At 46.0% G+C, this 19,444-nt stretch carries 15 protein-coding genes; 5 read left to right on the forward strand and 10 right to left on the reverse strand.

What is annotated here, in order from left to right; translation table 11 throughout:
• Positions 1 to 30: 30 nt before the first annotated feature.
• The 3 genes from hcp to EDM57_RS19555 all read right to left on the reverse strand — a co-directional run bounded on the left by hcp (position 31) and on the right by EDM57_RS19555 (position 2,961).
• On the reverse strand, positions 31 to 1,323 hold the full coding sequence (gene hcp / locus EDM57_RS19545) for a hydroxylamine reductase (protein ID WP_122906373.1): 1,293 nt from the start codon (positions 1,321 to 1,323) through the stop codon (positions 31 to 33).
• A gap of 219 nt (positions 1,324 to 1,542) precedes the next feature.
• On the reverse strand, positions 1,543 to 2,340 hold the full coding sequence (locus EDM57_RS19550; protein ID WP_122906374.1) for an HAD family hydrolase: 798 nt from the start codon (positions 2,338 to 2,340) through the stop codon (positions 1,543 to 1,545).
• Between the two features lie 117 nt (positions 2,341 to 2,457).
• Positions 2,458 to 2,961: an Lrp/AsnC family transcriptional regulator gene (locus tag EDM57_RS19555; RefSeq protein ID WP_122906375.1), complete on the reverse strand. Its 504-nt coding sequence runs from the start codon at positions 2,959 to 2,961 to the stop codon at positions 2,458 to 2,460.
• A gap of 204 nt (positions 2,962 to 3,165) precedes the next feature.
• Here EDM57_RS19555 and EDM57_RS19560 point away from each other — a divergent pair, with 204 nt between their 5' ends.
• The gene (locus EDM57_RS19560) at positions 3,166 to 4,074 is read left to right on the forward strand and encodes a DMT family transporter (RefSeq protein WP_122906376.1); all 909 of its coding nucleotides are present in this window, start codon (positions 3,166 to 3,168) and stop codon (positions 4,072 to 4,074) included.
• A 19-nt stretch (positions 4,075 to 4,093) separates the two neighbouring features.
• On the opposite strand, the gene EDM57_RS19565 is transcribed toward EDM57_RS19560, so the two are convergent.
• Positions 4,094 to 4,957, reverse strand: a complete 864-nt coding sequence (locus EDM57_RS19565) for a hypothetical protein (protein WP_122906377.1) — start codon at positions 4,955 to 4,957, stop codon at positions 4,094 to 4,096.
• A 205-nt stretch (positions 4,958 to 5,162) separates the two neighbouring features.
• Here EDM57_RS19565 and EDM57_RS19570 point away from each other — a divergent pair, with 205 nt between their 5' ends.
• A complete protein-coding gene (locus EDM57_RS19570; protein ID WP_122906378.1) occupies positions 5,163 to 6,611 on the forward strand; it encodes a leucine-rich repeat domain-containing protein in 1,449 nt (482 codons plus the stop codon).
• 137 nt (positions 6,612 to 6,748) lie between these two features.
• Here EDM57_RS19570 and EDM57_RS19575 read toward each other — a convergent pair whose 3' ends face one another.
• The 5 genes from EDM57_RS19575 to EDM57_RS19595 all read right to left on the reverse strand — a co-directional run bounded on the left by EDM57_RS19575 (position 6,749) and on the right by EDM57_RS19595 (position 11,395).
• Entirely contained in the window at positions 6,749 to 6,916 is a 168-nt protein-coding gene (locus EDM57_RS19575; protein WP_170163479.1) for an aspartyl-phosphate phosphatase Spo0E family protein, read from the reverse strand.
• Positions 6,916 to 8,667 (reverse strand): putative bifunctional diguanylate cyclase/phosphodiesterase, encoded by a 1,752-nt coding sequence (locus EDM57_RS19580; protein ID WP_122906380.1) that lies wholly within the window; start codon positions 8,665 to 8,667, stop codon positions 6,916 to 6,918. The genes EDM57_RS19575 and EDM57_RS19580 overlap by 1 nt, the downstream gene beginning before the upstream one ends.
• Before the next feature lie 115 nt (positions 8,668 to 8,782).
• The gene (locus tag EDM57_RS19585) at positions 8,783 to 10,288 is read right to left on the reverse strand and encodes a DUF4077 domain-containing protein (protein ID WP_122906381.1); all 1,506 of its coding nucleotides are present in this window, start codon (positions 10,286 to 10,288) and stop codon (positions 8,783 to 8,785) included.
• Between the two features lie 173 nt (positions 10,289 to 10,461).
• A complete protein-coding gene (locus EDM57_RS19590; RefSeq protein ID WP_122906382.1) occupies positions 10,462 to 10,662 on the reverse strand; it encodes a response regulator transcription factor in 201 nt (66 codons plus the stop codon).
• A 169-nt stretch (positions 10,663 to 10,831) separates the two neighbouring features.
• The gene (locus EDM57_RS19595; RefSeq protein ID WP_122906383.1) at positions 10,832 to 11,395 is read right to left on the reverse strand and encodes a hypothetical protein; all 564 of its coding nucleotides are present in this window, start codon (positions 11,393 to 11,395) and stop codon (positions 10,832 to 10,834) included.
• Positions 11,396 to 11,614: 219 nt separating this feature from the next.
• Here EDM57_RS19595 and EDM57_RS19600 point away from each other — a divergent pair, with 219 nt between their 5' ends.
• The 3 genes from EDM57_RS19600 to EDM57_RS19610 all read left to right on the forward strand — a co-directional run bounded on the left by EDM57_RS19600 (position 11,615) and on the right by EDM57_RS19610 (position 13,824).
• A complete protein-coding gene (locus EDM57_RS19600; protein WP_122906384.1) occupies positions 11,615 to 12,133 on the forward strand; it encodes a DUF3231 family protein in 519 nt (172 codons plus the stop codon).
• A gap of 341 nt (positions 12,134 to 12,474) precedes the next feature.
• Positions 12,475 to 13,296 carry a DUF6492 family protein gene (locus EDM57_RS19605; RefSeq protein WP_122906385.1) on the forward strand — a complete coding sequence of 274 codons (822 nt, stop codon included), beginning with the start codon at positions 12,475 to 12,477 and terminating at the stop codon, positions 13,294 to 13,296.
• Positions 13,297 to 13,449: 153 nt separating this feature from the next.
• The gene (locus EDM57_RS19610; RefSeq protein WP_122906386.1) at positions 13,450 to 13,824 is read left to right on the forward strand and encodes a hypothetical protein; all 375 of its coding nucleotides are present in this window, start codon (positions 13,450 to 13,452) and stop codon (positions 13,822 to 13,824) included.
• A 1,841-nt stretch (positions 13,825 to 15,665) separates the two neighbouring features.
• Here the strand turns inward: EDM57_RS19610 and EDM57_RS19625 are convergent.
• Positions 15,666 to 19,433 (reverse strand): hypothetical protein, encoded by a 3,768-nt coding sequence (locus EDM57_RS19625; RefSeq protein ID WP_122906388.1) that lies wholly within the window; start codon positions 19,431 to 19,433, stop codon positions 15,666 to 15,668.
• Between the last annotated feature and the right edge of the window lie 11 nt (positions 19,434 to 19,444).

Genomic DNA, 19,444 nt, shown 5'->3' on the forward strand with positions numbered 1-19,444 from the left:
CCGCCACCGGGACAGCCAATTGTTTTTGTATTAGTGCGCACCGAGCATTTCTTTCATATCTTCCTGCGCATCTCCGATCAATTTGATTCCAAACAAATCCTGGAGCACAGTCAGCACACCCGGTTGAATAAATTCCGGCAGCTTGGGGCCGATGCGAATATCCTGAATGCCCAGGCTGAACAGTCCGAGCAAAATCGCTACTGCCTTTTGCTCAAACCAGGAGAGCACAATGCTGACTGGCAGTTCATTGACTTCACAGCCAAACGCCTCTGCCAGCGCCGCCGCGATTTTGATGGTCGATACGGAGTTGTTGCACTGGCCGAGATCAATATAGCGGGGAATGTTCGTCCCCGGCACGACGCCATAGTCCACGTCGTTGAAGCGGAACTTGCCACAGGAGGTCGTCAGGATGACCGTTTCTTTCGGCAGGGACGTTGCCAGCTCCCGGTAGTAGTCGCCGCCTTTTCCAGGTGCGTCGCAGCCGGCGATGACGAAAAAGCGTTTGATCTTTCCAGCCTTGACGGCATCAATAATTTCCGGTGCGATCCCCAGTACCGTTTGATGATGAAACCCGGTGGACAGCGTCTGCTCCGATTCGATATTCGCTTTTGGCAGGGCAAGCGCTTTTTCGATCAGCGGCGTAAAATCGTCGTTCTCGATTTTGGTCACGCCCTCCAGTCCCGCGACGTCGTAAGAGAAGAAACGATCCGCATACGTTCCTTTGATCGGCATGACGCAGTTCGTCGTCGCCAGGATCGCGCCCGGAAACTCTTCGAACAGTCTGCGTTGGTCGTACCACGCTTTGCCGATATTGCCTTTCAAGTGCGGGTATTTTTTCAGTTCGGGATAGCCGTGCGCCGGGAGCATCTCCGAGTGGGTGTACACGTTGATCCCTTTGCCCTCGGTCTGCTCCAGCAGTTCCCGTAAGGCAAAAAGGTTGTGCCCGGTGACAACAATGCAGTGCCCCTCGATTTTGTTTTGGGAAACCGTAATCGGCTGCGGGATGCCAAAGCGGTCTGTATGTGCCTTGTCCAGCAATTCCATGACTTTGATCGCGGCTTTGCCTACTTTGAGCGCCATTTGCAGGTGTTCATCCAGATTGAAATTGACATTGGTCAGTGTAAAATACAGTGCTTCCTGCGTGATCCCGTCCACTTCCGGATCGATGTACCCGAGCTGTCTGGCATGCGTCGCATAGGCCGCGATTCCCTTTAGCGCGAAGACGATCGTATCCTGAATGCTTGCCAGCTCCTCATTTTTTCCACATACGCCAATCACCTTGCAGCCACCTGTCGGGGTTTGTTCACATTGGTAACAAAACATCGTCTTTCCTCCTCTTTGTTGGCTGATCTTCCTCTCGATCATACGGCGATTTTGGCCTGGGAATGGTGACGAACATCACACGTCACGCTTTTTCGTGCAAACAATGTCGGCAGACTGAAAAAGGCCTCCGCCCGCGCCAGTCAAACAGCCTGCGACTGGTGGGAAACCAACTCAAAAAGCCCGCCGATGCATTGGCGGGCTTTGCGATTTGTCTGTCTGCTAGTTTTCCCATGTATCAATAACGGTTTGAATCTCTCGCAAGCTTGCGATTTCTTGCGCCGGAACGATCTCGCCCTCAAGCTTCAAGCCGTGTCGATTGATCCACATGTTGCGCATGCCGACCGCGTTGGAGCCTTGAATGTCCGTGGTCAGCTTGTCCCCAATCATGACGCCTTCCTCTGCGGTGATGCCCAGAAGACTCATGGCGTGCTCGAAAATTTCCGCCGCTGGCTTGCCGCGACCGAAATCGCCCGAAATGACGATGTGGTCGAAGTAGGCCGCAAGCTTCGGCACGCCCGCCAGCTTTTGCTTTTGCAGGTCAGGGGAGCCGTTTGTAAGCAGCAGCAGCTTGTATTTGGCTTTCAACTGGTCGAGCACCTCGAATGTTTCTTCGTAGACGATCGGACGGCTTTTCCGCTCCTCGACGAACATCTCGCCCAGCTTGTACCCAAGCTCCGCATCCTCGATGCCGAGCGAGCGCAAACCGCGCGTCCACGCTTCCTTCCGGTAAGCAGGAACGAACTTTTGCAGTTGGCGAAACTCCTCCTGCTTTCCTTCCGCAAATTGCGCCCACAGTCCTTCAAACGGATTGATTCCAATCATTTTCGTAAAGGGGAATGCTTCAAAAGCTTCATACATCGCCCGAGCTTCCTGGCGAACCGCAGCTTCCAGTCGCTCCACATCCACCTCGTAATGCCTGGCCGCCTCGCTACAGGTTGCCTGAAACGCCTCTTTGACGCTGCGCTCATCCCACAGTAACGTATCGTCCAAATCAAATAAAATCGCCTTGATTGCCATCAGTCTGATTCCCCTTTTTCTCCTCGTAATCTGTCTCTTGTTCTATGATTGCGGAAATCCACCGTTTTATCAACAGACTTTTGCGAAAAAAAGCATTGTTCGTTTCTGGCAGGACCGCTAGCGGCTGTCAGGCCCTGCCTGCTCCGCTCCTGTGATCGGCAAGACCGTCGAATATTTGACTTCTCGCAGCGACAGATTCGTTTGCAGCCGGGAAATGCCAAGCTTGTTCAACTTGCGGATAAAGCTGTCCAGCCCCTTCCGATCCTTGATGGCAACTTTCAGCAAGTAGTCGTACTCACCCGTCAGGCAGTGCCCCTCCAGCACTTCCGGCATGGCGCGCAAGGCGTTCTCCAGCGTCTCCAGCTGTTCAGCCTGGTGAATGTTCGTGCTGATAAAAATAAAGCACAGCAGATCGAAGCCGAGCTTTTCCTGATCGAGAATCGCCACCTGCCGATTGATATAGCCTTCCGCCTCAAGCCGCTTCACCCGGGTATGCGTCGCAGGCGGCGACAAATTCACCCGCCGCGCCAGTTCGGCATTGCTGATCGTCGCATCCTTTTGCAACAAATCGAGAATGTGCAGATCGACACGATCCAGCACTTTGCTTACAAAAACTTCCACGTTCCATTCTCCTTTTTATTCTTCGAAAAGCAGCGAAATTTTGTCATGAAAAACAGATAGGATTTTTCGAATCGCCACTTAAACTTTTCTTTATTTCTAATTTTACACATTATACAGAATGTTATTTTGTACTTTCAACAAAAATGTTATGTTCATTAGCAAGATGATTTTCACTCTTCCGTTTCGAAAAAGGAGCTAACTGCTATGCAAAAAGCTTATGTCTTGCTACTATTGCTCACCAGTCTGCTGTGGGGAGGAAACTTCGTTCTTGGAAAATCGCTCGTGGGGCACGCGTCCCCGCTCACGCTGACCAGTCTGCGCTGGCTGATCGCGGTGCTGTGCCTGCTGCCGCTGGTCTGGTGGAAGGAACGCAAGCTTTTGCCTGCCAAGGAAGCGATCCTTCCGCTCGCGCTGATGGGACTTACGGGCGTCGTCCTGTTCAACGTGTTTCAGTTTCTCGCGCTGGAAACAACGACTGCAACGAATGTCGGGCTGATCTCGACCTTGAATATGCTCTCGATCTCGCTGTTCTCTTTTCTTTTTTTAAAAGAACGGATCAATGCGTTCCAGATCGGCTGCATGGTGTTTCTGCTTGCAGGCGTGCTGCTCGTCTTGTCCAAAGGCAATCCCGACTACCTGCTTTCCTTGCAGTTTAACACGGGGGATTTGTGGATGCTGGCTGCCGTCTGCATCTGGGGAGTGTACTCGATTTGCAGCAAATGGGCCATGACCCGGACGAGCCCGATGATGTCCATCCTCTATTCGGCTGTTTTCGGGCTGGCCATTCTGCTGCCTTTTAACCTGGCTGATTTTACGGTGTCCAACCTGGATGCGCCCTTTATCGGTTCCCTGCTGTACACCGGGGTCATCTCCACCGTCGTGTGCATGGTGCTGTGGAACATCGGGGTGCAAAAGCTCGGCGCCACTACATCTGGCATCTTTCTGAATTTCAATCCGATTTTCACATCAATTTTGGCTTTTCTTTTCCTGGGGGAACAGATGACGTGGATGCAAGCCGTGGGAAGCAGCATAGTCATTGCCGGGTGCTTTTTGTTCTCTTATGGGAAGTCAAAAGGCGCGGCGGCAAAGTCACTCGCGGCCGGGAAGGCGTAGGGCGAAAAATGATTTCGCCCTATTCACCGTGAATCTGAACGACAAAAGGAAACGCCCGCACCTTGCCGTTTTGTTGAAACTCCGCCCAGATTTTGTACACGCCGGGCTTCTTGAACTCCGTTTGAAACACAGGCTCTTCGTGATTGGTCGGATGGACGTGCAAATACTCATTGGCTTCTTCATCCAGGATGACGACGTGGCCCATCGCTCCCAGATACGGCGTCAAAGCGGACTGATCCAGCTCAAACGACAGCGTAACCGGCACATTGGTCTTGGTCGCGCTCATGCTCAATTGGACCGTTTCCCCATCGACCGTTTTCTCCAGGACGGAATCCGGCTGCAGCTCTGGCCCTGGCACAGAAACGTCGGGCTGGCCGACCACGAGCGGCATTGCCTTGACATGATAAGTCAGCTTCTCCGACTTGATGTCAATAAAAGCCCGGTAAAACCCTGCCGGCAAAGGATAGTCGATGTGAAATTTTCCTGCTTCGACCTGCTCCGGATGCAAGTGATAATATTTTTGCAAATGCTCATCAACGACGATCAAATGGAGCAGCTTCTCATGACTGACAACGAGATCATCCACGGCACGTCCATGGCTGTCTTTCAGGAAAATGTCAATCCCATTCTGAGTGGCGCGGATATACGCGCTCACTTGATGGCTTCCCTCTGCGCCCGCGCCGTGTTCATCATGCCCGCCTTGACCGTGCTCTTCGCTGCCGTCCTCGTGTCCGTCTGCCTTTGCGGTGGCATCGTGTCCGTCATTGCCATGGGCGACCTCATCCGCCGCCGCGAGCGGTGTTCCGAAGTATTCATCGTAGAGAGTATACCCGCCGATCACGATGCCGACATAAAGTATCGCTGCCAAAACTGCCTTGTTCAACCTGATCTACTCCTTTATTCCCATCATGGTTTACTTCCTTCTGTCCTACACTGTAAAACAGTTTTGTGAACTCAATATGAACGAGACAACTGCTTGCCGATCCGGAAGACTTCCTGCTCTCCCTGAAATTCCTTGTAACTTTTTCACGATCAGGTAAGTCTTATTAGTGACGCACATGGCAACAGAAAGGGAGACGAAGTAGAAGATGTGGAAACGTTTTTTTAGCGCAGCGTTCGCGGGAGTCATCTTGTTTTCCGGGAACCCGCCTGTCACTTTGGCAAAGGAGCCGGATGTCGTTGTCAAGATCAACGGTGCCGTTCAATCGTTTGATGTAGCACCCATCATCAAAAACGGCAGAGTCCTCGTTCCATTCCGCAAAATTTTTGAAGCGATGGGCGCACAGGTAAACTGGGACCCGAAAGATCGCATGGTGACCGCCAATAAATACGGCACACAGGTTGTGCTGCGCATTGGTGACCCCACAGCCTACATTATTCATTCGACGACCGGCAAAAACCTGGAAACGCCCGTCAAGCTCGACGTGCCCGCCGAAATCAGCAATGGCAGAACTCTTGTCCCGCTGCGCTTTGTATCGGAAAGCTTCGATGCGCAAGTCGAATGGGCAGCAAGGGATAGAACGGTGTCCATTTCCACGGCGGAACCAGCAACGTTCCTGACAGACAAAGGCCTGGAGCAAGCGATCCGCAGCGTGCTGAATAAACCGAACGGTCCACTGACCAAGGAAGACATGGCCAATCTGAAATACTTGAACATCATGGACGATTCCGTCGATTTAAAAGGATTGGAATTTGCAACGAACCTGAAGCAGCTGTTCCTTAACGCGAATCAAGTGGCGCACCTGGATACCATCCATTCGCTAGCTGCCCTGGAGGAGCTCTCCCTGGACAATGTACAGACAAAAGACATCGGTTTCCTCGCCGGCCTGCGTCATTTACAGACGCTGCGAATTTCCAGTGTGCCCGTTTCGGACATCACTCCGTTAGGGACCCTTCCCGCATTGAAAAGCTTGACGATTATGCAGGCACCTGTTCAGGATATTCGTGCGCTTTCCGCCTTGAACCAGCTGGAGACGCTTGATCTCGAACAAAATCAGATCACCGATCTTTCGCCATTGAAGTCGTTGACGCAACTAAAGCGTCTGACGATTTATCAAAATCCTGTAAAAGATGCTGCCCCCCTGCAAAATTTGACGTCGCTGACGAATCTGCACCTCGCAGAGACTGCCATTGCCGAAGGTACCCCGCTTGCCGGGTTGACAAATTTGCAGGAACTGGGAATTCCTTATTCAAAACTTACGAGCATCGAGTTTGTAACGAATCTGACCCAGCTGCAAATCCTGCAGATGGCCGGAAACCAGATTCAGTCCATACCCTCTTTCTCCAAACTGAAGCAGCTCCACACGCTCTTCCTGGATGAAAACCCGATCCAGGATATTTCTCCGCTGGCTGGCCATCCCGCATTGGAGAAACTGTACATCCAGAATACGAAGGTTTCTGCCATCAGCGCACTGGCTACCCTGCCTTCTCTGAAAGAAGTTGGCCTGTTTCAAATCCCGATTGACTGGAACAAGGATGCAGCAGCCATGAGCATTCGCAAACAGTTGGAGCAAAAAGGCGTCGAGGTTCGATTGTAAGGAGGCAAAAGACAGCGACCTCTTGGTTGTCACGAGGTCGCTGTCTTTTAATAAGCTCTGCGCTTCATGTCACATGGATAACAGGGCGAAATGTCCCAACATGCCGGGCATCCAAAAAACTTTATCTGGAAACGCTTTCATTTTGATCTTTCCGTTGTAAGCATCATATATTTTATGATGAACTTGTCCAGTTCTTCACTCTTTGATACCACCTCACTGTCTGTAAGAGAGCCTTTACGTGAAGACAACCTGATTAACTGTTTTTGTAACGCTGTAATGTGGGCCAAAAGTTTACGCTTGTCCATTACTCCGCGCTCCTCCATTCCTCCAGATTAATCTCATGCTCCAGACTGCTCCGTTCTTCCAGCAGCTTACATATGTTTTCAAACGGCAATGGTTTTGAGAGTAAATAACCCTGGTAGAGATCGCAATTGTGTTCTCGCAAAAACTCCAGATGCTCCAATGATTCCACGCCTTCACCAATTACACGCAACTGCAGATGCTGCGCTATTTTTATGATCCCGGTAACAATGATGACATCCTCAGCATCCATCCTTTGAATGAACGATTTGTCTATTTTTACATTGTTCAAAGGAAACCGCTTGAGATAATCAAGCGATGAGTATCCTGTGCCAAAATCATCTATTGAAATTTGAATCCCCATTGCTTTGAGCTCTTTCAGGATTTGAATGGTATGCTCCGCGTCTTTGATAACAGCGCTTTCTGTTATTTCCAATTCCAAAAATCTCCCGTCGACGTTTGTATCTCGCAATATTTTTTGAACCTGTCGAGGGAAATTTTTATTCTGAAACTGAATCGCAGATAAATTGACAGCCACCTTCAGACCTTTTTTGCTTCGCATTTGTATTTGCTTGATGTCGAGGCATGCTCTTCGTAAAATCCACAAACCTATGCTGTCAATGATCCCGATCTCTTCTGCAATGGGAATAAATTTGGAAGGAGGGATTAAGCCTTTTTGTGGATGCCTCCACCTCACTAAAGCCTCCAGTCCACATACTGCGCCTGTGGCCATTTCAGCCATAGGCTGATAATGAACCTCCAATTCATTGCTTTCAAACCCTATTCTCAAATCCTGTCCCAACAAAAAATGTTCGCAAAATACATTTCCCAGTTTCCGCGTGTAAAAATGAAACGTGTTTTTTCCTGCTTTTTTGGATGCATGCAAGGCGATATACGCTTTTTGTATCAACAGGTCGAGATTGCGCCCGTCTCTTGGATATACACTGACACCCATACTCGCCGTGATCGCGATAGTACCGTTCTGGAAATTCCCAAACGGCTTTTGCAATCCAGCGTGTATGTTTTGTATGCTTTTCACCAGATTGTCGTGGGTTGTGATGTTTTTGAAAAGGAGAATAAATTCGTCGCCCCCAGCCCTTGCCAGTACCATTTCCGCTCCACTCATTTTCTTTAATCGGCCGCCTACTTCTTTTAATAACTGATCTCCAACAGCTTGACCAAAAGTGTGATTGATTAGCGTAAATCTATCCAGGTTTAGAATGGCAACTCCCAATTTCTGCTTTATGCCTTTGCCATTGTCCAAAACCTTTTGAGCCACTTTCATAAATTCCATTCGATTCAGGAGTTGGGTGAGGGGATCCAATGGAGATACCTCATGGTAACTTCTTTTTTGTTCCGTCACTTTTTTTGATATGGCCACCCGGCCACAAATGGTGCCCGCACGATCAATCAGCGGAAACACCGTAAGCTCAATGGGAATGAGCGTGCCATCCAAATGTTCCCGTGATGTTTGGTATCCAATTATTCGCTGGCCTTCCTGAACAAGCTTGTGCAGGGAATCCAATTCTTTCCGGCAATTTGAAGGGATGATGGGAAGCTCGCTGCCCAAAAGATTTTCCTTTTTCCAGCCATACAGCGCTTCAAATGCTGCATTTACCCAGATTATTCGCCCGTCGCTGTCCACGACATCTACAGCCTCTGAAATTTGCTCCAGGAATAGCTCCAGCTGCTTGCTCAGTATAGGGTTATCGTCTGGAGCAAACATTTGCGCGGCTTTCTTCATCCAATGTAGCATCCGTTAAACCTCCCCCATTTCCGATTGAAAAAAAAAGCTACTTCATGATAGAAAGTAGCCTCTTTTCGTTTGCTTAACAGGAAGTTCGTATCATCCACTTGCTACTCACCATTGCTTATCTGGAAATCAACATTCCCAAATTGGCAATGGTTGCCTTAACGGTTTCAAGTGCCTCGACCGATTTTTTATTCCGCTCGGATTCCACTTCTACAATGGCCAAGACTTGTTGAGCAGCTGCAGAGGTCTCTTCTGTCACACTGGAGACGATATTCATTTCGTGCGCAATATCTGTTGTTTTGGTTTGGAAATTTTGTTGATGTTCAACGATCATTCCCATAATTTCATTAACTGCTTTGATAAAAGCAGACAACTGATCTACATTTGTGATGACTTGCTGCAGCAAGGCGTTGCTTTCTTTTTGCGCTGTCTCACTTCTTGCCACCTTCTCTTCGATTGCATCCGCCTGTTCCTTGAACTGTTTAATAATGACCTGGATGTTTTCAGCGGATTTGTGGGATTGCTCCGCCAATTGCCTCACCTCATCCGCTACTACCGCGAAGCCTCTGCCGTGTTCGCCTGCACGCGCTGCTTCAATCGCTGCGTTTAGAGCCAGTAAATTTGTTTGGGAAGCAATTCCTGTGATGAGGTTTACGATCTCATGGATCTGATTCGTTCGATCAGTCAATCCTTTCACGACCTGTCCTGTCTCAAAAACCACCGTATTTAATTGGTTCATCGTCATTTCAAACGTTTCCAGCAAATTTTTGCTGTCCACTGCCAATTCATGGCTATCGGTAATACTCGTCGCAACTTTTGTAACATTTTCCAGTATACTTCCTGTTATTTGTTCCATCTGATTCAGCTTATCTGCTGAATCGACTACATTTTCTGCCTGGCTCTGCGCTCCGGCAGCGATTTCTTTAAAAGACAAACGCACCTCATCAGAAGTGTTCAAGGACATGACGAAATTGTCCTGGAGCGTTTTGAAATGCTTCTGGAGTTGGCCAATAGTCATGTTCAACATTTGTTGAGTACGCTCCAATTCATGTTGCCTCTTCTTTACTTCATTCTTCTCCTTTTCCACCGAATGGATAAGATATTGCCCCATTCTCGTTACTCCCCAAAGAATGATGACGGTTTCGATCAAGATCCCCATGGAAATATTCATCAGTTCGACAGGTCTATTCGGGAAAAACGTTTCATGCCACACCGCATATCCGACATATACGAGTACGACTAATGAAGCTCCCGTAAACAAAATCAATCTACCGTTTAGATAAATAAGAGGGATTGCCAATGTAAAGTAGATCGTCTCAAACACATTCGGAGCAGCATTGAACAAAAGCAGGTTCAATACTCCGAACAGAATGATGAGTACGGAGAGAATGTACTTGAACGATTTTTCCAATGCTTTCACCAGCGATAAGCTGATTCCTGTAATCATAATGAGCAGCATGGAGCCAAAAAAGATGAGATTCGTTTGACTAAGGAATGGGAAGTTAGTCAAGACATTTGCCTCTGCAAAGGTCATCACTACAAAGATGACCAATAATACAAGGTTATTTTTCTGCCTGTCCCTTTCAAGATCATTGAGGAACGTATTCGCCAACCAAACTAACATGGGAAAGCTCCTCCAGTCACAATGCCATGAATTCGATCGTTAAGCAATTTCCGTGCCTCCTCTTGATTGGTTATGATTCACGCCATTCAATTTACTGACTGCATGTCATGACGGAAAGTGATATTTGTGTCATATGACAAAAAATCACTAGGGAGCCTAGTGATTTCATCGGTTTAGACGATGCCATGTTCTTTTGCAAATGCAGTTGCTTCGTCCCTGCTTTGTACACCCAATTTTGCATAAATGCTGGAAATGTAGTTTCGGACGGTTCCTTCAGACAGGCTTAATTTTTGCGATATCTCCTTATAGCGCAACCCTTGTGTCAGGCATTTCAAGATTTGCAGTTCGCGCTCCTTTAAACTGTGCGATTTCATGGAATGGCCGGACTCAGAACTCTACAGATTGATACCGCTTTCATCCACTGCCTTTCATCAAAATGCTGATTTTTTTCCCAATCTACTATAGAATCGTGAACTCAATATGAACTGTGACGCAAACAAAAAGACGCCCCCTGAGAGCGTCTTCCCCTAACTGTGTCTATGGTTATTTCCCTTCCACTTGCCCATCGATAAAGTCGCTTTTTTGGCTTTTGGCGTATGGGAATTCCTTCACTTTCCTGAAGACAATTTTCCATTGCTTCCCCTTTTTTCCGATGGGCAATGTAACGTGCTGAGTACCTACTGCTTTGGTGGTAAATTCAACTTCTACCTCTGCACTTTTATCATCCTTTACATCAACGGAAACAATGCGGAAATTCTCTATTTTTTCGTCCGAGTTCTCATTTTCCTTGTACGCCTGAATTTGTTCCTCTTCTGTTGCAAATCTAGGATCGTCTACCAGAGCCGCAGCCTCTTCGTATTTCTGGTTTGCCAAAAGATCAGCGAAGCTTTGAACGACTGCCTCCGCTTCTTTTTGAGGCTCTTCCTCAGCGCTGGAGATGCCGGAGAAAGTCCATCCGCCTGCAAGAACAGCAAGTACAAGCGCCGAGAAACCGATCCGCTTTTTGTTCATGTACATTCCTCCCAAAACGGCCGCTTTTAATACCATGCCAGCAAATACGCCAAATTCCGGTGAAGCTATCGTGAACGAATACGAAAATTCGTCCATCTATTCCTTTTCACCTACTTTTCACCGAATGAAAGACCCGCCACTCTCTGGCGGCCCCTTGAAGCAAGCGCTTTTTCTCCATCCTACATTTGTTCCAGAAAAAATTTCCATAATAAATCCCGAACTGCCTGTAAAAGATACATGTGGGTTCGATATTTAGAGTAAGGGGAACCCCTCTGGACCTTACAATCAACTCTAATCAATGCCGGGAGGACAGACATGGGAATTTTAAGCGGAAATCCACAAGACGAGCCAATGCATTACGGTGAAGTCTTTGGTGTTTGGAGTTACCTTACCGTAACCAAAGGATTGTTGGTAGGCTATCAAACACTCATTAACCACACTGGCGACAAGGACTTGAAAACGTTTCTGCAAGAGCTGACGCAAAATATGAAGCAGGAAATCGAGCAAATTGAAAACCTGCTGAAAGTGAATGGAGTTGCTTTGCCTCCTTCTCCACCAGAACGTCCGACAGCGAATTTGGAAAGCATCCCTGTCGGTGCAAGGTTTAATGATCCGGAAATTGCAGCCAGTGTATCCTTGGATATTGCTGCCGGGTTAGTATCGTGCAGCCAGATTATCGGACAGTCCATTCGTGAGGATATTGGGACGATGTTTGAGCAATTCCATAAGGTGAAAGCAACGTACAGAGCGAGACTGTTACGTATGAACAAAGAAAAGGCATGGCTGGTCCCTCCACCCCTTCATCTGCAAACACCCGAACTTGCCCATGTATAAAGATGTTCAAGACGGCTACCCTAAGCTTCGGGTGGCCTTTTTTCTTTTTCCATATTGAGCATTTTGTTCTCTGGAAGTCTGCATCCTGACCATGTGACCATGCCAGCGACAACGTAGTGCCACAAAAACATTTCGGTCTAGTTCCTCGGATTCCGTTTTCCGAATGGCTTTCAATGACGCAAGAAAGTGAGCAAACACACATTTTGCAGTAATTCCATATCTGTCCTATTCACCCCAAGAACGCAAATCATATCCTATCTGGAATCTGGAAAGTCGGACACTCTGGCTAACCTGTTCAGACACCTATGCTTGAAACTGCTTGGCGAATAGGAGTTGAGAAGTTGGCACGTTCAGCGAAAAGCATCTTCCACAGCTCTGTTAAAATCGACGTCCTGATTCCAGCTATTGAGAAAGACCTTGGCACTCTTCCTTATGTCATTGACAGTATCCGTAAGCAAGTGAAGCATCCCATCGGCAAGATCATGGTTGTATCGCCACCAAGCAAACGAATCCAGGCTCTTTGCCGACGGAAAAACTGCACTTTCATCAACGAAAGACGCGTCCTGCCGATTAGCAAAAAAGACATTCACTATCAAACCAAGCGCACCAATCGCTCAGGCTGGCTGCTCCAACAATTGTTGAAGCTGGCAGGAGGAAGCTTGACCAAGCAACGATATTATCTTGTGATTGACGCCGATACCATTCTCATTCGCCCTCACGTCTTTCTTTTCAACGGGAAAACCGTTTTTTACTGCCGGAACTGGAGTCGTCCCGAGTATTTTCGCACCTACAGGAAATTACTGGGGACCAGGCCAACCGCCTCGCGCTCTTTCGTTGCCCACTATATGCTGTTCGACAAATCCAAGCTCTCCCGACTGAAGCGTAAAATCGAAGCCATGCATAAGACCAGGTGGTACTGGGCCATTATCAAAAAGACCAACAAACAGAGTTATGCCGGCTTCTCCGAGTTCGAAACTTACGGGAACTTTGTGAAAGCGCACTATCCTGGTCAACTGGTGGTGAAAAGTGCGCTTAACAAAAGTCTTTGTTCAAGACCGGCTTCACTTACACGTAGGCGGATGATTAGACTGGCTCAGAGATACAGGTCTATCTCTTTTCATAAACGTAGATGGTATATTCGGAAGAAGAGAGGGAGGAAATGAAGGGTTGGCGCGTCTAACTGCGCAGGTTTAGCTTTGGCCAGATGTGACATAATATTGAAAATAGCAAAAACAAACACACACCTCCTTTACAACTACCAATTTTAGGTATAAATTACAGTTGTTAGTATAAATTCAAAGGAGGTCGAGTTTTTTATGCTAAAAAAAAGTATAGTATCGAGTTTGGGTGTTTTCTTAATTACGGTGTCTCTCACACATCCAACTCAAGCTGCAGAAGTTAATCAAACGCTTTCAAAAGTGTCCGATCAAAGCATCTCCTCCCACGCATCCCTCAATCAAGCCCAGGCCACTAGTTCCAGCTACGGATCAAAAATGTGGATTAGGAACAATCAAATCGTACCGCAAGGATGGGTCATTACAGACAGTTCGGCTGATAGATTTGAAATCACCAGTATTATGGGTGCGAAAAAAGGTGCGAAACTTTGGATCAGGTATAATCAAGTTATTCCGGCTGGATGGGTTGTTACCGATCGCTTTAATACCCTCATCCAAATCACTTTCCTTGGGTAGTGGCGCTGGATAGGGATAATCCGCTCTCTTAGTGAAATGACTGACGTTGAGTGTTGAGATAAGAACAACCTCTTTCATTTTTCCTGACCATAAATCTAGTATTTCTTCTCCATGACTTGCCTCCTTTGCGTTTGAAAATAAAAGGGCGCCAGAACGAACCACCCAAGTGGAATATCTGGCGCCCTCTCGCATCGTAATGGACGTCCTCGATTGTCTCGGTAGCGCTGAACGCCAAAAATCCCCTTCTTTCACGTCGTGGCTGTTAACCTTGACCTGCTTTGTGGCAACGCACCGCTCGACTTTGGCGGAAACTGTCTCTGCAACTGCGCGGACTGGTAGCCAAGGTGTGCCGATCTTGAGGTATGTTGGCGTTTACTTTTACAGGTTTGCTGCTCACGTACTCCGTCGTCGGCATGGATACGCTGCTGGCTGGCCCTGTGCCTTTTATCCCAAAAAGGTTATTAGCCTTGACAGTCAACCCGCTTTAGCCCTCTCCAGAATGCCTGGGCGATAGTCAACGAGGCAGGGACGCGCGTTGTGCGTATGTCTGCAACAGCTGCCGGAGTTATTTTGGCGATAACCTCCTGTTGAGTCATGTTTACGCACTCTCCCTTTCGCCGTTGCCTGCCGCCAAAGTTGGTGCATAAGGCTCTCCACACTCGCAGCCAGACCATTGACCGTACTGTTTCGGAAGTTTACTCATTTGGGGATGAAGCTGGTTATACTTGCCCTGAATCTCATTGAGTTTTCTCTCGTACAACCGTAGCGCGACAAAGAAGTTTCGTGGATTATATGACGTCCGATCCCTTACCTCCGCAATCCACTGCGCGAGGATTTCCATGAGGCCTTCGTCGTCTCCCCGTTCTGCCGCAGCCTCCCAAATACCCTCCCCGCCATGTGCTGCGATCTTGATGTCGACCTTGAGTTACCTGTCTTTGAAAATATCTTTGTCACATCGATGCTCGCTTTAATCGTCCGCTTTTATCTGGTCAAGCACTTCATCCAGCCTTACATTCTTGGCTTCATTTTTGTAAAACCCGACTTTTTCATGATTTCACTCCTTATTTATCATATCGTGTGTTTTGTTAAGAACGACCTATCCCACTGCGGCGACATTCCTAACGTTGTTTTTTACGTCTGTGTTCCGTACATGAGAACAATCGTCCAGTCAAAGGGAAATTCCGTGAATACCCTACCTTAGATCATCATAAGGAGCTGATCTCACTTGAAAAAGAAAAAATCCAAGTCAAAGCGATTCAAGAAAGTAAATGGTCGATTGGTTGAATTTCGTTATCCTAGCTTCCAAGATTGTATGACTGAATGTATGCGTGTAAGTCCGCCTCAAGAAAATGGCACCATGTGTGAAACGATATGTATGCCTTATCGGAGACCAGAATATATAGTTGATGAACAGTGTTACTCTCGTTGCCGTCAGTACGAATCTCACAGGTATTGTGATACAATTTGTGCACAGCCCCTGGATGTTTATCCTTAAAAATGTGGGGGTGTAAGAGCGTCGTCCACAAGAACGACATATACCTCGTTTCGCAGTATGCACTTATTCCAACTTCGGCGACCTGTCATCCTGCGGTGACGGGTTTTTGCTATACAATCAAAAAACCCTTGATTTCTCAAGGGTTTCAGCTTCTTATGTATGGTGATCCGGACTGGGTTCGAACCAGCGACCCCCACCCTGTCAAGATCAAATGGCCAATTTCCCACAATTTCCTAAAATAGCCGAAAACCCACTCGTATCAAGGGTTCTCGGCTATTTTCACTTTACATTTTGAACCGTAATTTCCGGTAATTATTTTGGGTTCTTGACCAAATTATTGACCAGTTTACTCATATTCTAGCTCAGCCCTGATATCTTCACTTCTAGCTTCTGCTTCATATTTTTCTGCTACTCTTCTCAAAATTGAAGCTGTTCTGATCCATTTGCTCTCAAGTGTATGGGCGTAATCGTAATACTTGCTCGCTAATTCTCTTTCTTGCAGCCCCCCTTCTCCAATTGATTTCGTAAATACCCCCCTTTTGTTGTATATTCCTATTTCAATGCTTCTTTCAATATCCGAGTTTTGCATCTGTTCAATTAGTTCTCTAACCGCTTGGTGAGGCCAAATCCCATCTTTATCTATAGGAGCATAAGCTAAAATTCTTCCAATTGCCGAATCTGCATACTTCCTACGACCTAACTGAGTACATCTTTCCCTTGCTTCTTTGACCCATTGACATAAGAAGTCGTAATCTATTGAATTGTCATCTCCTAAACCCGGAACTTGCTTCCAAGATTTAATTAAATCATAAGCAAGCTTTGCTCGTATTGTAATAAATTCATCCGGTGGTAATTCCTCTTCTTGTGTGGTGTCTCCTTCTGGTTTATAAATAGCTTCAATAACTTCAGCGAAAAATGCTGGATCTTTCGAAAGTTTTTTATGCAAACTACGTGGTTGCCTATTGCTGTGAGTAAGGAAGGGCAAATACAACCACTCGAACTTAGAAATAATATCTTCATCAGTATGGAGAGCAGTCAAATAATTTAACAACTCTGCTAGATGGTAATCAAAACTGTTTTTTATCATCAACCAGTCTTGGGAATTCGGCTCTTGGGTAAGAATCTCCTCAAGAATTTTATTAATTATGTCTGCAGATAAATTTACACTGGGGTCTTTCAGATCAAGCATAGAAATAACGAAAAATGCTGCACATGGACGTCCATACTGAAGAAATTGATTTACAGCAATCTCAAACTCAGATTCGTTTGCCCTCATTGTTGTCGGTAGCTTGAGCCAATACTCCCCTTTTATTGATAACCCGCTGTTTTCTACCAAATCCCAAGTCCGTTTTGTAAAAGGCAAATAACGTAAAAACTCTGCCTTTTGAAGATCGTTCCACACATCTGCCGTATTTATTAATACATTCTCAACCCATGTCCACCCTTGCTCTTGAAAAAGTGCCCAAACTAAACCAGATGCTAATTCTGATTTATGTTTCTGCTCTGAACCAAGTAAGCTGTTTAACAGACTAAGTACTTCTGTTTGAACAATTACATTTTTCCCGGCTATGAATCCAAGAAGTGAAGGACGTTCCACATATTCAGATAGTTTAATAATGAAATAAACATCATTCCGTTCCAAGATGTCATGAATCGCTTTTAACTGAATCTCTTTAATGGCTTCCTGTTCCATTTCCCAATCTTTATTTACGCAATCAGGATGATTAGGATGCCAAGAAAAAAGCCAACCGTATTTTGAAACATCGTCAGCAGGTTCAAATTTTAAATATAGATTATATAGTTTATTAGTAATCTCAGGTGCTAATGCCCATTTAGCATCAGAAAATTCCCTATGACGTGCTACTTTTTCTCTAATAGCATCCCAAATCTGTTTTTGTAAATTGCTGTCCAATTCGGTTGGATCTAGCTGTGATAACTTGACGATTACTTGGTTACAAAACTCCTCTGGAAGAGAATCAATATTCTCAATAATATCAACCCATCTCGATGTTCTATAGTCAACATGGGTGATTAACTTTTCACATATCTTATATGTGCACTCCTGACATTCCCCTTTTGTGACTTTATATTCAAAACCATTCGCCCATTCTTTCCACTCTGGTCTTCGTGTACCCCAAGCAATTTCGTGGATGGAGGGGAGTAAGTTGCAAAGAAGTTTCCACGCTGTATCTGGCTCGTACCGAAGAAGTGCGTCTATCACTTCAAAACGCTTCGATAGAGATGCGGTTGTCGAGGGATGCCAACACAAGAATATTTCCTTTAAGCTGCGAAAAGGTCGATTAGAATAAGTACCACCGGGATCTATAGTATCTAATTTCGCTAATAATAGTGAAACCTTCCCCAGGTAAACAGGATTCCAGGCACATGTTTCTAGAGCCCAAAGCAGCCCACTCTGCGTACATCCACCCCAAGTTGTTTCTTGTCTAAAGATTTCGTGCATATTAAAGGTATCACTATTAATAGATTCTTCTAAACAATGTAAGAAGGCTTCTGGGTCAGCTTCCGCAAGAATTGGTAACACATCAGAAACAGAAGCCCAAAACTTCCAGTCATTTGCTTTTCTAAAAAGCTCCCAAGCTATTCCTCTAACCCTTTCCCCAAAAGAAGCCTCTATTCCTGAAGACGCTAAGAGAGCTAAAGTTTCACTCAAACCCTTTCGGAGATAACTTGAATGAGGTAGGACTTTATTATATATAGAAGCCATGAACCTTTCTTCTTTTTCAAGATCATAACTTGGATCAACCTCGCCTAATACCTCAAGTACAACTTCCCTCAGGCGAATGATATCATCCGATTCTATATATTTCGAAAGGAGCTTCCATGAGTCTTCTCTAGACGTTAGTTGACATATTTCACCGATTTTCTTTACAGGTGCATCAGGTTCATTAGCCCAACGTATGAAGGATTCCATTACTTCGTCATATGGCCTTCGAGCCAGATGGGCAATTATTTTTCGATCCTCCATGTTACTATTATTCCATGCCCCTCCAAGTAGAAAAGGAATCAACGCCCTGGCTTCTCCTGGTCTAGCCCACAACGGTGTATTTAATTCTGGAACAACTGATAGTAACCTACGTAATACCGATATTGAGCCTTTAGATTTCATAGCAAGAACTCTAGATTCAGCTTCTGAAAAGCCCGTTTGAACTAACGCTTGTTCTAAAGTCTTTCTATTAAAGGGAGGCAAAATTAATGAAGTAGAAGTTGTACTGGTGTCCCGACCTAAAGGTACATAAACATGGTGACCTTTCTGAATAGCTATACCAACGGATGGAGCATCAGAAAACATTGGGATCAAGATAAGCTGATCATTATTTGCAACAAGTGTTCGAAAAACATTTAAATCATAGGCAACAACACATTTCGAGAAGATTTCCGTTCGTTTCTCCTCCGGTAATGTATACAAATAAGATGCAAAAAAAGCAAGTGCTTCCTCACTAGAATCTGCTTTTACAGCTAACCCAGTAGGAGGATTAACAATCCATTCTTTCAATTTTTCAATGGCAGAAGTTCGGCCTATTAGGAGAAATTCAGATGCAAATGGTGGATTCGTTGCATTTTTCCACTCATCCCAAAAACTCTCTAAATCCTGGGAATATTCAGGTCTTTTTCCTATCAGATGGCCTAACCAAACATTTACCGCCGGAGCTATTTCAAGCCATTGTTCAATGTCATCTGCATCATAAGCACGCACATCAGCCCAAATTTTTTCCTCTTGCTTTTCTCTCATCCACTCATCTTTACCTGACCATCTTCTTGATGTAACAAAAACAAAAGTTGCTACTTTTTTATCTATACCAAGAGAGTCATTTGTTCGTTTTTCATAGTCAGAATTGGCTTTTGCTTTAACGTCCCTATTTGTTCCTAATTCCCAGACGGAAATGCCAGTTGGAACGAAGGCATTTCCTTCACTGACCTCTAAGATTCCATCCCATCCGCCTATTTGAACACTTTCACCTGCAGGAAAAGATATACGTTTTGGAGAGTTTACTGTAGCATGTATAAGTCTACGTAAAAGTTGAGGTAGTCTCTCTTGTGCATCTCTCCGATTAGACCATGAATTTATATCTGTTGAATCAACTAGTCTAAACATAGAAAACCTCC

Source organism: Brevibacillus gelatini (assembly GCF_003710935.1).
In the GTDB taxonomy this organism is placed as follows: Bacteria; Bacillota; Bacilli; order Brevibacillales; family Brevibacillaceae; genus Brevibacillus; species Brevibacillus gelatini.

What these genes read in the sequence shown, in the direction of transcription:
- hcp (WP_122906373.1), bottom strand. Translation starts at nt 1,323, where the DNA reads ATGTTTTGTTACCAATGTGAACAAACCCCGACAGGTGGCTGCAAGGTG.
- EDM57_RS19550 (WP_122906374.1), bottom strand. Translation starts at nt 2,340, where the DNA reads ATGGCAATCAAGGCGATTTTATTTGATTTGGACGATACGTTACTGTGG.
- EDM57_RS19560 (WP_122906376.1), top strand. Translation starts at nt 3,166, where the DNA reads ATGCAAAAAGCTTATGTCTTGCTACTATTGCTCACCAGTCTGCTGTGG.
- EDM57_RS19570 (WP_122906378.1), top strand. Translation starts at nt 5,163, where the DNA reads ATGTGGAAACGTTTTTTTAGCGCAGCGTTCGCGGGAGTCATCTTGTTT.
- EDM57_RS19575 (WP_170163479.1), bottom strand. Translation starts at nt 6,916, where the DNA reads ATGGACAAGCGTAAACTTTTGGCCCACATTACAGCGTTACAAAAACAG.
- EDM57_RS19580 (WP_122906380.1), bottom strand. Translation starts at nt 8,667, where the DNA reads ATGCTACATTGGATGAAGAAAGCCGCGCAAATGTTTGCTCCAGACGAT.
- EDM57_RS19585 (WP_122906381.1), bottom strand. Translation starts at nt 10,288, where the DNA reads ATGTTAGTTTGGTTGGCGAATACGTTCCTCAATGATCTTGAAAGGGAC.
- EDM57_RS19590 (WP_122906382.1), bottom strand. Translation starts at nt 10,662, where the DNA reads ATGAAATCGCACAGTTTAAAGGAGCGCGAACTGCAAATCTTGAAATGC.
- EDM57_RS19595 (WP_122906383.1), bottom strand. Translation starts at nt 11,395, where the DNA reads ATGGACGAATTTTCGTATTCGTTCACGATAGCTTCACCGGAATTTGGC.
- EDM57_RS19600 (WP_122906384.1), top strand. Translation starts at nt 11,615, where the DNA reads ATGGGAATTTTAAGCGGAAATCCACAAGACGAGCCAATGCATTACGGT.
- EDM57_RS19610 (WP_122906386.1), top strand. Translation starts at nt 13,450, where the DNA reads ATGCTAAAAAAAAGTATAGTATCGAGTTTGGGTGTTTTCTTAATTACG.
- EDM57_RS19625 (WP_122906388.1), bottom strand. Translation starts at nt 19,433, where the DNA reads ATGTTTAGACTAGTTGATTCAACAGATATAAATTCATGGTCTAATCGG.